The organism is Herbidospora solisilvae (assembly GCF_009901565.1).
Taxonomy (GTDB): domain Bacteria; phylum Actinomycetota; class Actinomycetes; order Streptosporangiales; family Streptosporangiaceae; genus Herbidospora; species Herbidospora solisilvae.
This window is the reverse complement of record NZ_WXEW01000006.1, coordinates 550,815-564,950: the sequence shown is the minus strand read 5'-3', so window position 1 is coordinate 564,950 and position 14,136 is coordinate 550,815. Positions and strand designations below refer to the sequence as shown.

Annotated in this window: 15 protein-coding genes; 6 read left to right on the top strand and 9 right to left on the bottom strand. The window is 72.3% G+C overall.

From position 1 onward, the window contains the following. The first annotated feature begins 82 nt into the window (after positions 1-82). Positions 83-2,215, top strand: a complete 2,133-nt coding sequence (gene helR, locus GT755_RS22645; RefSeq protein ID WP_161481622.1) for an RNA polymerase recycling motor ATPase HelR — start codon at positions 83-85, stop codon at positions 2,213-2,215. 48 nt (positions 2,216-2,263) lie between these two features. Here helR and GT755_RS22640 read toward each other — a convergent pair whose 3' ends face one another. Further along, positions 2,264-3,112, bottom strand: a complete 849-nt coding sequence (locus GT755_RS22640; protein ID WP_161481621.1) for a class II glutamine amidotransferase — start codon at positions 3,110-3,112, stop codon at positions 2,264-2,266. A gap of 171 nt (positions 3,113-3,283) precedes the next feature. Here GT755_RS22640 and GT755_RS22635 point away from each other — a divergent pair, with 171 nt between their 5' ends. Further along, entirely contained in the window at positions 3,284-3,616 is a 333-nt protein-coding gene (locus tag GT755_RS22635) for a helix-turn-helix domain-containing protein (protein ID WP_161481620.1), read from the top strand. 7 nt (positions 3,617-3,623) lie between these two features. Here the strand turns inward: GT755_RS22635 and GT755_RS22630 are convergent, their stop codons facing one another. The 4 genes from GT755_RS22630 to GT755_RS22615 are packed head-to-tail and all read right to left on the bottom strand — an operon-like array spanning position 3,624 to position 6,418. Beyond that, a complete protein-coding gene (locus GT755_RS22630; protein WP_161481619.1) occupies positions 3,624-4,163 on the bottom strand; it encodes a hypothetical protein in 540 nt (179 codons plus the stop codon). A gap of 40 nt (positions 4,164-4,203) precedes the next feature. After that, complete coding sequence (locus GT755_RS22625) at positions 4,204-4,488, bottom strand: PepSY domain-containing protein (RefSeq protein ID WP_161481618.1); 285 nt, start codon at positions 4,486-4,488, stop codon at positions 4,204-4,206. Between the two features lie 35 nt (positions 4,489-4,523). Then, the gene (locus GT755_RS22620) at positions 4,524-5,744 is read right to left on the bottom strand and encodes a sensor histidine kinase (protein WP_161481617.1); all 1,221 of its coding nucleotides are present in this window, start codon (positions 5,742-5,744) and stop codon (positions 4,524-4,526) included. Beyond that, on the bottom strand, positions 5,741-6,418 hold the full coding sequence (locus GT755_RS22615) for a response regulator transcription factor (RefSeq protein WP_161481755.1): 678 nt from the start codon (positions 6,416-6,418) through the stop codon (positions 5,741-5,743). The genes GT755_RS22620 and GT755_RS22615 overlap by 4 nt, the downstream gene beginning before the upstream one ends. A 107-nt stretch (positions 6,419-6,525) precedes the next feature. On the opposite strand from GT755_RS22615, the gene GT755_RS22610 reads away from it, so the two are divergent. After that, positions 6,526-6,960 (top strand): hypothetical protein, encoded by a 435-nt coding sequence (locus GT755_RS22610; RefSeq protein WP_161481616.1) that lies wholly within the window; start codon positions 6,526-6,528, stop codon positions 6,958-6,960. Here the strand turns inward: GT755_RS22610 and GT755_RS22605 are convergent. Next, positions 6,947-7,807, bottom strand: coding sequence for a LysR family transcriptional regulator (locus tag GT755_RS22605; RefSeq protein WP_161481615.1), 861 nt, complete (start codon positions 7,805-7,807; stop codon positions 6,947-6,949). The genes GT755_RS22610 and GT755_RS22605 overlap by 14 nt on opposite strands. Positions 7,808-7,889: 82 nt before the next feature. On the opposite strand from GT755_RS22605, the gene GT755_RS22600 reads away from it, so the two are divergent. Further along, entirely contained in the window at positions 7,890-8,708 is an 819-nt protein-coding gene (locus GT755_RS22600; RefSeq protein ID WP_161481614.1) for an oxidoreductase, read from the top strand. On the opposite strand, the gene GT755_RS22595 is transcribed toward GT755_RS22600, so the two are convergent. Then, positions 8,705-9,268, bottom strand: a complete 564-nt coding sequence (locus tag GT755_RS22595; RefSeq protein ID WP_161481613.1) for a TetR/AcrR family transcriptional regulator — start codon at positions 9,266-9,268, stop codon at positions 8,705-8,707. The genes GT755_RS22600 and GT755_RS22595 overlap by 4 nt on opposite strands. A 77-nt stretch (positions 9,269-9,345) precedes the next feature. Here GT755_RS22595 and GT755_RS22590 point away from each other — a divergent pair, with 77 nt between their 5' ends. Further along, positions 9,346-9,915, top strand: coding sequence for a dihydrofolate reductase family protein (locus tag GT755_RS22590; protein ID WP_161481612.1), 570 nt, complete (start codon positions 9,346-9,348; stop codon positions 9,913-9,915). On the opposite strand, the gene GT755_RS22585 is transcribed toward GT755_RS22590, so the two are convergent. Further along, a complete protein-coding gene (locus GT755_RS22585) occupies positions 9,906-11,294 on the bottom strand; it encodes an LCP family protein (RefSeq protein WP_235967012.1) in 1,389 nt (462 codons plus the stop codon). The genes GT755_RS22590 and GT755_RS22585 overlap by 10 nt on opposite strands. Before the next feature lie 151 nt (positions 11,295-11,445). Here GT755_RS22585 and GT755_RS22580 point away from each other — a divergent pair, with 151 nt between their 5' ends. Continuing rightward, the gene (locus GT755_RS22580; protein WP_161481610.1) at positions 11,446-12,462 is read left to right on the top strand and encodes a glycosyltransferase family 2 protein; all 1,017 of its coding nucleotides are present in this window, start codon (positions 11,446-11,448) and stop codon (positions 12,460-12,462) included. Here GT755_RS22580 and GT755_RS22575 read toward each other — a convergent pair. Next, entirely contained in the window at positions 12,442-14,133 is a 1,692-nt protein-coding gene (locus GT755_RS22575) for a CDP-glycerol glycerophosphotransferase family protein (RefSeq protein WP_161481609.1), read from the bottom strand. The two genes, GT755_RS22580 and GT755_RS22575, sit on opposite strands and share 21 nt — an antisense overlap. Positions 14,134-14,136 lie beyond the last annotated feature (3 nt).

Genomic DNA, 14,136 nt, shown 5'->3' with positions numbered 1-14,136 from the left:
CCCGGGCTTGCCACAAGCCCCCCGTCATGCCGCAGAATCGTCCGGCCAAGCCCACAATCTGCGAAAACCGGGGGACGCAGACGTGAATCCACTGACCACCAGTGCGTTCGACCTGCCCGACCATCTGTCGCCCAAGGCCGACCCGGCCCTGATCGCCCGCGACGAGAAGCACTTCGCCGCCATCGCGGAGAGCCTCCACCGGTCGATCACCGACCTGTCCGACCGTCTCGACGCCGAGCGCAGGGCCCCGGGCGGCCAGGGGCGCGCGGCGTTCGACCGCGACCAGGAGGTGCACCGGCTGACCGCCCGCCTCCGCGCCCTGCGCCGCTTCGGCCTCGACCTGTGCCTCGGCCACATGGTCGCGGAAGACGACCAGGAGCCCGTCTACATCGGCCGCCTGGGACTGACCGACAGCTCCGGGCGGCGACTGCTGCTCGACTGGCGCTCACCCGCCGCCGAGCCCTTCTTCGGGGCCACCCACGCCAACCCCATGGGCCTGGCGAGCCGCCGCCGCTACCGCTGGACCGCCGGGCGGATCAGCGACTACTGGGACGAGGTCTTCACCCAGGACGGTTTCGACGGCCACGCCGCCGCCCTCGACGACCAGTCGGCCTTCATCGCCAGCCTGGGCGGCAACCGCTCGGGCCGCATGCGCGACGTGCTGGGCACCATCCAGGCCGACCAGGACGCCATCATCCGCGCGTCGTCACGCGGCGCGCTCGTCGTCGACGGCGGGCCCGGCACCGGCAAGACGGTCGTCGCCCTGCACCGGTCGGCCTACCTGCTCTACTCCGACCCGCGACTCGGCCACCACCGGGGCGGCGTGCTCTTCATCGGGCCCCACCAGCACTATCTGGCCTATGTGGCCGACGTGCTGCCCAGCCTCGGCGAGGAGGGGGTGCGGACCTGCACCTTGCGCGACCTGGTCAAGGAGGGCGCGACCGCCACGACCGAGACCGACCCGGAGGTCGCCCGCCTCAAGGCCTCGGCCGAGATGGTCAAGGCCATCGAACCCGCCGTGCGGTTCTACGAGAACCGGCCCGACAAGGGCATGGAGGTCACCGACGCGAAGATCTGGCTGAGCCCCGACGACTGGGCCGAGGCCTTCGACGCCCCCGACCCCGACACCCCCCACAACGAGGCGCGCGACGTCATCTGGCAGGAACTGCTCACGATCCTGACCGACAAGTACGAGGGCGACGCCTCCCGCGACATGGTCCGCCGCTCGCTGCTCCAGGACCGCGAGCTGGTCAAGACGTTCAACCGGGCCTGGCCGCTGATCGAGGCCGCCGATCTGGTCGGCGACCTGTGGACCGTCCCGGCCTACCTGCGCCTGTGCGCCCCCTGGTTGACGGTCGAGCAGATCCGCCTGCTCCAGCGGCCGGATGCCCAGGCCTGGACCGTCTCCGACCTGCCCCTCCTCGACGCCGCCCGGCAGCGGCTCGGCGACCCGGAGGCCGCCGCGATCAAGCGCCGCCAGCAGGCCGCCATCGCGGTCGAACGGGAGCGCACCGGCCACGTCATCGACCGCCTGCTCGACACCGACGACGACGGCGAGGGCCTGATCACCATGTTCCACAACCAGGACATGCGAGACGCCCTGGTCGACGAGACCGTGGCCCCCGGCGTCGAACCCGACGTGCTCGCCGGTCCGTTCGCGCACGTCGTCGTCGACGAGGCCCAGGAGCTCACCGACGCCGAGTGGCAGATGCTGCTGCTGCGCTGCCCGTCGCGGAGCTTCACGATCGTCGGCGACCGGGCCCAGGCCCGCCACGGCTTCACCGAAACCTGGGAGGAGCGCCTGCGCCGCATCGGCCTCGACCGCGTCACCCTGGCCCGGCTCACGGTCAACTACCGCACCCCGGAGGAGATCATGGCCGAGGCCGAGCCGGTGATCCGGGCGGCCCTGCCCGACGCCAACGTGCCGACCTCGATCCGGACGGGCGGCCTCCCCGTCCGCCACGGCGCGGCGTCGGAGCTGGCCTCGGTGCTCGACGCCTGGCAGGGCGACGGCATCGCCTGCGTGATCGGCGACCCGGACTTCCGGCCGACCGCCCGGGTGCGGTCGCTGACGCCCGAACTGTCGAAGGGCCTGGAGTTCGACCTGGTCGTGCTGGTCGACCCCGACAGGTTCGGCGAGGGCATCGAGGGGGCGGTCGATCGGTACGTCGCCATGACCCGCGCCACGCAGGAGCTGGTGATCCTCACGAGCTGACGGGCTGGAGGACCGCGCGGAACGTGTCAGCGGCGGATCAGTGGAGAGTCACGCGCCGTGTTGTGAGGCCGCCGCTTCCGGACGCAGATCCCGCAAAGTCATCTGATGACGCGGCGGGTCGGGCAGCACGAGGTTCCTGTGCACGGCCGATCTCCGGTCGGCGTGCAGGAGTTCGCCCGGTTCCAGGAGACGCCAGCCGGGGTCGTCGTCCATTCGCTCACTGGCCACCACGACGCATTGCCGGTCGGCCAGGTCGGCGCTTACCACCCTGATTCTGCCGCCGGTCCCCTCATGGCAGAGAAGGCCGCCACGGCGTTCCAGGACGTACAACTCATGGGTTTCCGGATAACGCAGCGCCCACATTTGCGTGTCCGATATGAGAATCAGGTTGAGCGCGTACAGAGGGAGTTCCTCCGCGATCCAGCGGGCCGCCGAGACGATCGCCGCGCTGACGTCGCCGCCGTTGGCGCGGATCTCCCGGGTGATGAGCGCGAAGACCCGTTCGGAGTCGGTGTCGCCCTCGACCAGTCTCCGGTCGGGGCCCAGCTCGGCCTCCAGCCGGTCGAGGCCCTCGACGACGCCGTTGTGCGCGAACAGCCGGTTGTCCTGCTTGAAGGGGTGGGTGTTCTTCCGCTCCAGCCCGCCGGTCGAGGCGTAGCGGACGTGCGCGATGAAGGTCGCCGAGCACTCCTCCTTCGCCTCGTGGGCGAAGCAGCGGTCCTCGTAGGCGGCGATCGGGGCCTTGTGGGTGTGGGCCGCGCCGTGGTCGTAGAAGCCGAGGCCGGCGCCGTCGGGGTCGCGGTGGCTCTGGGCGGTCAGGGAGTCGGGGGCCTCCAGGAGCCAGAACGTGGCCTTGGTGCGGTGCGGGGCGGCGGACAACCCGAAGAGGCGGCACATGACGTGCTTATCCCCGTGGCCGCAAACCGGCACAGATGGGCACGGACAAGGGTTTGACCAGCTGCGATCATGGGTGCGGTCAAGGCGCGGCGGGCCGCCCAATATACGGCGGCTATACAGGCGCGTCCTACGTTGGGCCACATGTCACGGATGACCATGGATGATCACCTGATGGCACGCATCGTCGCCTACATCGACCACCGCCTCGGGGACCCGGACCTCTGCCCGCCCACCATCGCCGCGGCGCACTACTTATCGATTCGCGGGCTCTACCGCATGTTCGAGGCCAGGGGGCTGTCGGCGGCGCGGTACATCCGGTCGCGGCGGCTGGAGAAGTGCCGCGACGAACTGGGTTCGCCGGGGATGGCGGGGGTGCCCGTGGGGGTCATCGCGCAGCGCTGGGGGTTCCGGTCGTGCTCGCACTTCTCGCGGGTCTTCCTGGAGGAGTACGGGGTGTCGCCGGCGGCCTATCGGAAGCGGGGAACGGAGAAGAAGGCCGCCTGAGGGGGCCTCAGACGGGGAACTCGGCCGCCATTCGCACCGCCTCGCCGAGTGGCGGCACATTCCATTCGGCCCTCTCCTCGTCGGTCGTCCCGGGTTCGACGTCCCACAACCGGAACCCCTCGCCGTCCTCGACGTACTGGGTGCCGTAGTGCTGCGGCAGGCCCTGGTGCATCAGCCAGCGGTCCATCGCCGCCGCCGCCAGCCACTTGGCCGGGCCGTATCCGGCCAGCGCGCTCAGCCGGGCCAGCACGTGCCCCAGGTGGAAGTGCTCCACCAGATAAGAGTGCTGCAGGACCATCGCCGCGTTGTAGTAGTCGCGCGGCGACCGCACGTGCCCACTCCCCAGCAGCCGCATCACCTTGGCCCGGCGGGCCCGGTCGCGGTCGGGGCGGCCCTCGGCCGGGGCGGTGCCGACCCGGTCGGCCTGGTCTTCGGCGAAGACGCTGATGAGCACCGGATTGTCCGGAGAGTGGGCGTCGGGGGCGGGGAGCCGGTCAAGGACCAACGGCAGGTTGAACCGTTCTCCGATCAACCGTGGGCTCGGCATGCTCCCAGTGTGGATGGCGGCTCAGGTGGCGTCGAGGGTGTCAGTCGTCGTAGTCGCGGGTGAACTTGACGATGCGGCCGTCCGAGACGGCGACGTAGACGTCGTACTCCCAGTTCCCCTTCTCCAGCTCGATCTTCCACGTGCGCCGGCCGTGCTCGTACTCGCGCTCGACCTCGTTCACGTACGCGCCGGGCACCTTCTTCTTCGCGATCTTCACGGCCTGCGCCTTGGTGACGGCGGCGGTCGTGGCGGCGACGGCGGGGGTGGCGGCGGCGGTCAGGCCCAGGACGGTGACCGCGGCGGCCAGTGCGTATCGGATTCTCATGCCCTCAGACTCGCCGGAAGGCGGATAGCGGCACGCTAAGACGTCACTAACGTCAGCACCACCCGCGCGCCGCCGCCGGGGGACCTCTCCAGACGCGTCTTCGGCACGGTCCGGCGCACGATGTCCAGGCCCAGCCCGGTCGACCCGGCTCCGCTGTGCCCGCGTTCCAGCGCGGCCGGGCCGAAGCCGGGGCCGTCGTCCTCCACGACCAGGTCGCGGGGCGTCAGGCGTACCGAGAAGGAGACCCCTTCGTCGGTGTGGGCGAACACGTTCTCGAACAGCGCGTCGAGGGCCGCCGCCAGGTCGGGGGCCGAGACGGGCACCTCGACGGGGCCGGGCGGGACCGTCACGGAGAAGGCGCGTTCCTGCTCCTCGGCCAGCACCGACCAGAATTCGGCCCGCTCGCGCACCACCATGGCCGCGTCGCACGAACCCTTCTCCCGGGTGCGCCGCCGGGCGTCGAGGATCACCGAGGTCACCGCCTTCTCCAGCGCGTCGACGCGGGCGGCGATGCGGTCGGCTTCGGCCGGGTCGCGCAGCGACTCGGCCTCCAGGCGGAGCCCGGTCAGCGGAGTCCTGAGCCGGTGGGAGATGTCGGCGACCGTCTCGCGCTCCTCGGCCAGCAGCTCGCCGATGCGGCCGGCGAGATGGTTGAGCGCCAGCCCGGCCGAGCGCACCTCCGGCGGCCCGCCCGGCACCGCGCGGGCCTCCAGGTCGCCTCCGGCCAGCCGGTGGGACACGCGGGCCAGCGCGGTCATCGGGCGGGTGATGGCGACCGCCAGCCGGTCGGCGAGGGCCACCCCGAGCCCGATCAGGACCACCCCGAGCAGCAGCAGCCCGAGCCAGGTCTCGCCGACGCCGCGGGTCAGGTCGCCGGGGGTCAGCACGACCTGGACCACGCTCGTGCCGCCCGGCCCCTGCACCGCGACCAGGACCTCACGGCCGCCGCCGGGGGAGACGGCGGTGAAGCTGCGGCCGCGCCGGGCCAGTTCGACGGCCTCGGAGACCGGCCGGGCGCCGGGCGGGAAGACCGCGACGTCGTGCCCGCCCGCCGCCTCGGCGCGGCTGACGGCCAGGGCCAGCGTCGCCTCGTCGACGGTGCCGATCACCGCGCCGACCGACTGCGCCTCGGCGGTGGCCTGCGTGATCGCGTTGTTCTCGGCGGTCGCCCGCACGAGCAGCGCCAGCGGCACCAGCATGGCGACCAGGACCAGGGAGGTCGTCGCGGCCACCAGCAGCGCGAGCCGGCTCCTCACGGCGACACCAGCTTGACCCCGACTCCGCGCATGGTGTGCAGGTAGCGGGGTTCCTGGGCGGTCTCACCCAGTTTCCGGCGCAACCACGACAGGTGGACGTCGACCGTCTTGTCGGTGCCGCCGTACGGCAGTTGCCACACCTCGATGAGGAGTTCCCGTTTCGTCACCACCTGCCCGGCCCGCGAGGCCAGGTAGAGCAGCAGGTCGAACTCGCGCGGGGTCAGGTCGAGCGTGCGGCCGTCGAGCAGCGCCTCCCGGCCGCGCGGGTCGACGCGCAGGCCGCCGACCGTCACGGTCGGGTCGCCCGGCGCCGACCCGGTGCGCCGCAGCACCGCCCGCACCCGCGCGTCGAGCTGGGCCGCCGTGAACGGCTTGACCAGGTAGTCGTCGGCCCCGGCGTCCAGCACCCGGACCGACTCGGCGTCGCCGTCGCGGGCCGTCGCCACGATGACCGGCACCGCCGACACCGCGCGCAGCATGCGCAGCAGTTCGGCGCCGTCGAGGTCGGGCAGGCCCAGGTCCAGCACGACCAGGTCGGGGCGGTCGTCGAGGGCCATCCGCAGCCCGTCGAGCGCGGACGACGCCGCCGCGACGGCGTGTCCCTTGCCGCGGAGGGCGCGGACCAGCGCGGTCCGGATCGTCACGTCGTCTTCGATGAGCAGCAGACTCGCCATGGTGCCCGACACGTTAGTCAATGTCCGGTTCGGTGGCGATGGGCCTTAGCGTCGCGTTAACCCGGCCTTAGCCCAGACAGAAGGCAGGGAGAGGGATGGTGGGCGGCATGGATCGGCGTCTCGTCTTCGCGGTCGCCGGCTGGGTGGTCGCGGCGCTCGCGGCGACCGTCGCCGGGCTGGTCGTCATCGGCTCCTTCGGCGGCGCGTTCCGCGGGCCGGGCGACCAGGCGCTCTCGGCCGAGGCGGTCCGCCGCGAACTCGCGCTGCCCGCGCCGCCGGTCGGTTCGCCGACGCCCCGCCCCTCGGCCGCCGCCACGGCGAGCCGCGTCGTCTCCACCGAAGGGGGCACGGTCGTCGTGTCCTGTACGGCCGGCCGCGCGCAGCTCACCTCGTGGACGCCCGCCCAGGGCTGGCAGACCGACGACGTCGAACCGGGCCCCGGCGGCCACGCCAAGGTCAAGTTCGAGCGGGGCGAGGCCGAGGCCGAGGTGGAGACCCACTGCGAGGGCGACGTGCCGCGTACCGTCGTCACGGACGACTGAGCTCCCGCACCACCGCGACGAACGCGGCGACCAGCGGATTCGCCGAACCGGCGGGCCACGCCAGCGCCACCCGCAGCGGTTCGGCGCCGACCAGCGGCACCCACACCAGGCCGGGCCGGGTGTAGTAGCGCGCCATGCTGGCCGGGCCGAAGCAGACGGCCACCCCGTCGGCGACCTGGTCGAGCATCTCCTCGACGTTGTCGTTGGTCGGCCCCCACTTCGGCGCCGACCCGTCGGGACGCGGGTTCACCGCCCACCAGTCGACCCATTCGCGCGGGGCCCGTTCGGTCCACATGAGGGGTTCGTCGGCGACGTCCATGACGGTCAGGCCGGCGCGCCCGGCGAGCCGGTGGTTCTCGGGCAGCCCGACGACCCGGGGCTCCCGGTGGACGACCTCGTGGGCGAACCCGGTCAGGTCGGCGGGCAACCAGACGAACGCCACGTCGACCAGGCCCGCCCGCAGCGCCTCCGCCTCGCCGCCCCAGTCGTAGCGTTTCGGCTCCAGGCGCGCCTCCGGGTGGCGGCGCGCGAACTCGGCCCTGACCCGGCTGGTCAGGTCGCCCGCGCCGCTGGCCTCGAACCCCACCCGCAACACGCGGGCCGCCGCGGCCCGCACCCCCTCGGCCGCCGCGAGCGTGCGCCGGGCCGCCTCGACGACGTCGCGCCCGACGGCCGTGGGGGAGACCCCGCCGGGGTGGCGGTCGAAGAGGCGCACCCCCAGTTCGCCCTCCAGGGCCCGGACCGTCTGCGACAGGGCGGGCTGGCTGACGTAGAGCCTCTCGGCGGCGCGGCCCAGGTTGCCGGTCTCGGCGATGGTCACCAGATAACGCAGCTGGCGAAGCTCCATCCTGCGATCATAAGCGCCGCTTATCGCCCGGCCGCCGACGTGTCTTGGACGCCTGGCCGGTCCGGCCGCCATAACGGATGCCATGACGAACCGCATCTGGATGATCACCGGCGCCAATTCGGGCTTCGGGCGGGCCCTGACCGAGGCCGCCGTTGCGGCCGGGGACCTGGTCGTGGCCGCCGCCCGGCGTCCCGGGGAGATCGCCCCTCACCCGAACGTCCACCCCGTCGCCCTGGACGTGACCGACCGGTCGCGGATCGCCGGGGCCGTCGCCGAGGCGCTGCTCTGGCACGGCAGGATCGACGTGTTGGTCAACAACGCGGGACGCGGCCTCGTGGGCGCCGCCGAGGAGACCACCGACGCCGAGCTGCGCGACCTCATGGACCTGCACTTCTTCGGCCCGGCCGCGCTCACCCGGGCGGTCCTGCCGCAGATGCGGGACCGGGGCACGGGCGCGATCGTGCAGCTGAGCAGCATGGGCGGGCGCATGTCGTTCCCGGGCGTCGGCGGCTACTCGGCGAGCAAGTTCGCCCTGGAGGGCTGGTCGGAGGCGCTGCACGGCGAGGTCGCCCCGTTCGGGATCAAGGTGCTGATCGTCGAGCCGGGGGCCTTCCGGACCTCGTTCGCCGGGCCGTCGGCGCTGCTCCACTCGCCGCGGATCGCCGCGTACGACCCGATCACCGGCCCGCTGCGGACCGGCCTGCCCGCTACCGACGGCGCGCAACCGGGCGACCCGGCCAAGGCCGCCGCCGCGATCCTGTGGGCGCTCGACGCGGAGCACACGCCGCTGCGCCTGGCGCTCGGCAACGACGCGGCCGACAACGTCCTCGGCGCGTACGCCCGCGCGCAGGCCGAGGCGCTGGCCTGGGAGAAGGTGAGCCGGGGCACCGACTTCGACTAGAGCAGCCCCTCGACCAGCGCCTCGACCACCGCGTCGGTGGAGGTCTCGGGGTCGATCGGGACGGTCAGCCGGTCGAGCAGCAGGCCGTCGACGGCGTAGTGGAACAGCGCGATCTCCGCCTTGCCGCCGGGCAGCCCGGCGGCCTGGTTGTAGGCGACGTCGGCGCGGAAGCCCTCCAGCAGCACGCCCCGCATCAGGTCGGCGACCTCGGGCCGCCGGGCCGCCTCCAGCCGCAGCTCGAACCAGGCCAGCGTGACCTCGGGGTGGGCGCTCAGCCGGCGCACGATGTCGCGCACGTGGCGGGCGAAGGAGGCGCGGTCGGGCGGGTGGGAGGCGAGTTCGGCCACCACCTCGGGATCGGGCGCGAAGCGTTCGCCGATCCGGGCGACCAGCCCTTCGAGCAGGTCGGCGCGGGAGCGGAAGTAGTTGGAGGCCGTTCCGGTGGGGGCCCCGCACTCGGCGTCGACCGCCCGGTGGGTGAGACCCCGCGAGCCCTCCCGGGCCAGCACCCTGATGCCGGCGTCGGCCAGCTCCGCTCGTCGTCCCGAGTTCCGTGCCATGCGGTCGAGAGTAGCGCAACCACGACGGCTGTAGTATATTCTCGTCAATCACTACAACTGCTGTGGTTGGAGAACGGATGCGAGAGCTCACCTATTACGTCGCCGTCTCGCTCGACGGCCGGATCTCCGGTCCCGCCGACGACTTCTCGGCGTTCCCGGTCGAGGGCGACCACATCGAGATGATCAAGCGCGACTACCGCGACACCCTCTCCGACGTCGGGCTGCGCATGCTCGGCCTCACCGCCGACGGGTCGCGCTTCGACACGACCCTGATGGGCTGGAACACCTACGCCGCGGGCTTCGCGCACACCCGCGACCCCTATCCGCACACCCGCCAGTACGTCTTCTCCCGCACCCGGGGCCCCGCCGACGTCGCCGACGGCATCGCCCTCACCGGAGAGGACCCGGTGGAGGTCGTGCGGCGGCTGAAGAAGGAGGAGGGCACCGGCATCTGGCTCTGCGGCGGCGGCCTGCTCGCCGGCGCGCTCGCCGACGAGATCGACCGGATGGTTCTCAAGGTCAACCCGGTCGTGCTCCAGGACGGCCCGCCGCTGTTCGCCGCCCCCTACGCCCCGCGCGCGTTCCGGCTGGAGCGCAGCACGCCCTACGCGTCAGGCGTAGTGGTCAACGAGTATGTTCACGCCTGAGGCTTGCAGATGTTCTGCGTCGCCGTGCGGGCCGCCGGGGTCGGCGCCTTCGACGGGGTCGGCGCGGCCGTCGGCACGGTCACCTTCTCTACGTCGTGGTTCTCGGTGCCGATGATGACCTCGATGCCCTCGACGTCGACCTGGCGCATCTCGGCCCCGGGCAGCGCGGCGGCGACCGTGCGGGCGGAGTCCTCACGGCCGGCGGCGTAGCGGATCACCGTGTTCTGGTAGTCGCGGCGGCCGGTGTCGCCCGCCTGCTCGGGCACCAGGAAGCCCGCGCCGAGCAGTGCGTCGCGGGTGCGGGCGCCCAGACCCGTGACGAGGGTGCCGTTGAGGACCTTCAGCCGGATGCGGTTCGGCGGCACCGACAGCGGGGCCGACCGGCTCAGCGTCGGGGTCGCGGACGCCGTGGCCGAAGGTGTCGCCGACGGCGACGGCTTGGCCGGCTTGGCGAGGTCTTCGTCGTTGTCGATGCGGCGGAACATCTCGGCGGCGGCCGCCTTGTCCCAGAGCACCGCCGACTCGCCCGTCGGGGTCGTGTAGTTGACGTCGGCGATCGGCACGGTCGCGAACGACACGTCGTCGGTCGACACGTCTTTGAGCTGGGTGGCCAGGTCGAGCATGTTGCCGGACAACTCGTCGTCGACCGTGAGGGTGCGCAGCGTTGAGTTGACCAGGGCGCCCAGCTTGGCCGGGTTGGTGAGCGTGCCGCCGCTCAGCGCCTGCTGCAACATGGCCGAGATGACCTGCTGCTGGCGGTCGATGCGGTCGAGGTCGGAGCGGGCGGTGGCGCGCGTGCGGGCGTACGCGAGGGCGTTGACGCCGTCGAGGTTGTGGGTGCCTGCCGTCAGGACGAGCTTGGTCTTGTCGTCGTTGATCGGGACCGGCGTGCAGACCGTGATGCCGCCGAGCGAGTCGACCACGTCGATGAAGCCCAGCACGTTGACCTCGACGTAGTGGTTGATGCGCATGCCGGTGGCCTGCTGCACCGCCCGGACGGCGAGCTTCGCGCCGCCGAACTGGTAGGCGCTGTTGATCTTGTGGGTGCCCTGGCCCGGGATCTCGGTCCACGTGTCACGCGGGAGCGAGACCACTGTCACCTTCTTGTGGTCTTCCGAGACGTGCACGACCATCATCGTGTCGGTGCGCTGCCCGACCTCGCGGCCCAGGTGGAGCTGGTTCTGCTGGCGGCGCGACAGGTCGTCGCGCTTGTCGACGCCCACCAGGAGGATGTTCATCGCGCCGCGGGTGGCCGAACCGGCGGTGCCGGCGTCGACCGAGGTGATGCGGCCGGAGACGTAGTTGGGCAGCGCCCAGGCGAGGCCCGAGCCGACCAGCACCAGGCTCGACAGGGTGCCGGTGACGACGATGGAGCGCATGCTCGCCCGGCGGTGCCGGCGGCCTTTGCGGGGAGCTGCTACCCGGACCCCTCCGTAGGCGTCTCCGCCCACGTGAACACCCGAGTCCTCCACGCGCTCCCCCTTCGAGGTTGCCGTCCACGCCCCCTCGTACAGTAGCGTGAGCGCAGCCATGAACCCCTTCCTCGACGCGCCCCCCGCGGTCTCCGTCATCATGCCGGTGCTCAACGAAGAGCGGCATCTACGCGAAGCGGTCCAGCAGGTCCTCGACCAGGACTATGCGGGCCCGATCGACGTCGTCCTGGCAGTCGGCCCCTCCCGCGACCGCACGCAGGAGGTCGCCGATTCGATCGCCGCGGCCGACTCCCGGGTGACCATCGTGCCCAACCCGACGGGCCGCACCCCCCATGCGCTCAACGCCGCCATCAACGCCTCCAAGGGCGAGGTGGTGGCCCGGGTCGACGGGCACGCCATGCTGCCCCGCGACTACGTCCGCACCGCCGTGGAGACGCTCCAGCAGACCGGCGCCGACAACGTCGGCGGCATCATGGCCGCCGAGGGGGTCAGCCCGTTCGAGAAGGCGGTCGCGCGCGCGATGACCTCCAAGATCGGGGTCGGCAACGCCGCGTTCCACGTCGGCGGCGAGGGCGGCCCGGCCGACACCGTCTATCTGGGTGTGTTCCGGCGCACCGCGCTGGAGCGGGTCGGCGGCTACGACGAACACTTCCAGCGCGCGCAGGACTGGGAGATGAACCACCGCATCCGCGAGACCGGCGGCCTGGTGTGGTTCCAGCCGAAGATGCGGGTCTCCTACCGGCCGCGCGCCACCGTCAGAGCCCTCGCCAGTCAGTACTTCCACTACGGCCGCTGGCGGCGGGTGGTGGCCCGCACCCACCAGGGCACCATCAACCTCCGCTACCTGGCCCCGCCGATCGCGGTCTCGCTGATCGTGCTCGGCCTGGTCGCCGGCTTCTTCTGGCCGCCCGCGTTCGTCGTCCCGGCGGGTTACGCGCTGGCCATCGTCGCCGGTTCGGTGCTGACCGGCCGTGACCTCGAACCGGCCGCGCTGGTCCGCCTCCCGGTCGTCTACGCCGCCATGCACCTGTCGTGGGGCACCGGCTTCATCACCAGCCCGAAGCGGCTGCGCAAGAAGCACGAGACGGTCGGGCTACAGGACCTGCTTCATTAGCCCCTGCTCGTAGGCGTCCTCGACGGCCGCGGCGAACCGGGCCATCGGTTCGCCGTCGCCGAGCAGGTGAGCGCGCAGGGCGCGGCGGGCTTCGGCGAGTTCGTCCTCGCCCGGCCCCTTCGACAACTGGGCCAGGATCTCGGGCAGCTCCCGCAGGTCCTCCGAGAGCAGGTAGGCCGCGCCGGCCGACGGATAACGGGTGACGAACTCGGCCCGGTCCCGGGCGGCGACGTTGGTGACGACATAGGGCTTGCCCGACGCCGTGAAGTCGGCGACCACACTCGAGATGTCGCTGATCAGCAGGTCGGCGTCGTTGAAGCAGTCGTACAGGCTCGGCTCGGGGCCCAGGACCACCGTGCCCGCGTCGGGGTGTTCGCGGCGCAGCCGCGCCATGATCGCGCCGTGCGCGCGGCGGACCGTCATCGAGCGGTGGCCGGTCAGCGGATGGGGCTTGTAGACGACCCTGACCCCTTCGGCGAGCAGCGCGTCGACCAGATGGGGCCCCATCGCCGCCACCGAACTGTGGAACAGGTCGTCGGTCCAGCCCTCCCACGTGGGCGCGTAGAGAACCGACCGCGTCTGCGGCCCCTTCTCGCTGATCCCGGCCAGCTGCGGCCGCCCCACCTCGACGATCACTTCGTCGCGCACCCCGACGCCGGCCCGCCGGTAGCGGTCGCGGCCGGCCGGCCCGGCCACCCAGACCTGGTCGTAGACCTTCGTGTACGGGTTGAACGACGCCTCCTTGTCGCTGTCGCCGTGGCCGACGAACACGCTCACCACGCCCGGCACCCGGAGCATGTGGATGTTGTTGCCGACGTTGGCGGCGAACAGCGCCACCCGCGCGCTGTCGAGCCCGCGGAAGTTCATCATGTCGACCGCCGAGGGGATGCACAGCACCGGCAGCGACGTCGGGGCCAGCGCGGTGAACAGCGGCCGTTCGCGCAGCACCACGATCGACCGCCGGGGCAGCGCCTCCAGGACCGGCAGCCACATCGAGGCCTGGTAGACGGCGTTGGCCGCGCCGGAGAAGTACAGGATGACCTCGGGGTCGTAGGCCCTGACCCGTTCGTCCACGAGATGGATGACGCGGCGGCGGTCGGCCACCGGCGCGGCGCCGCGGAGCCGCAGCCCGAGCACGACCGTCACCACCGTCATGGCGGTCAGCGTCACCGCGATTCCCGCGACGGCCGGCCAGGTCTCGCCGGTGAGACCGGCGACCGCCGCCAGCACGACCGGCGGGACGTCGAAGCAGAGCAGCCGGGTGCCGCGCTGCCCGAGCAGCCGGGCGGGCGGCGCCTCCGGCAGCGCGACCTGGAGGTTGCGCGACTCGACCGGCCGCAGGTGGTGCCAGCGGTGCAGGCACAACGCCAGCCCGGTCTGGGTCGCCCGCATGGCGTGGAAGACGAACAGCCCGCCCGCCAGGAGCACGAACGGCAGGCCCAGCCGGGCCAGCAGCAGCACCGCCGCCACCTCGCGGGCCAGGAACCGGACCGTCACCCCGAGGTGCACCCGGCTGAGCCGGTCGGCCGCCGCCTTCGGCAGCACCGGTTCGGCGGCGTACGACACGAGCACGGCGGCGGCGAACAACCATGGCGACGGCGCGAGCGCGGCCGTCACCAGCACTGGGCACGAGGCCAGCAGAACGCCCGTGACCAGGACTTTCTTCCCCATAGA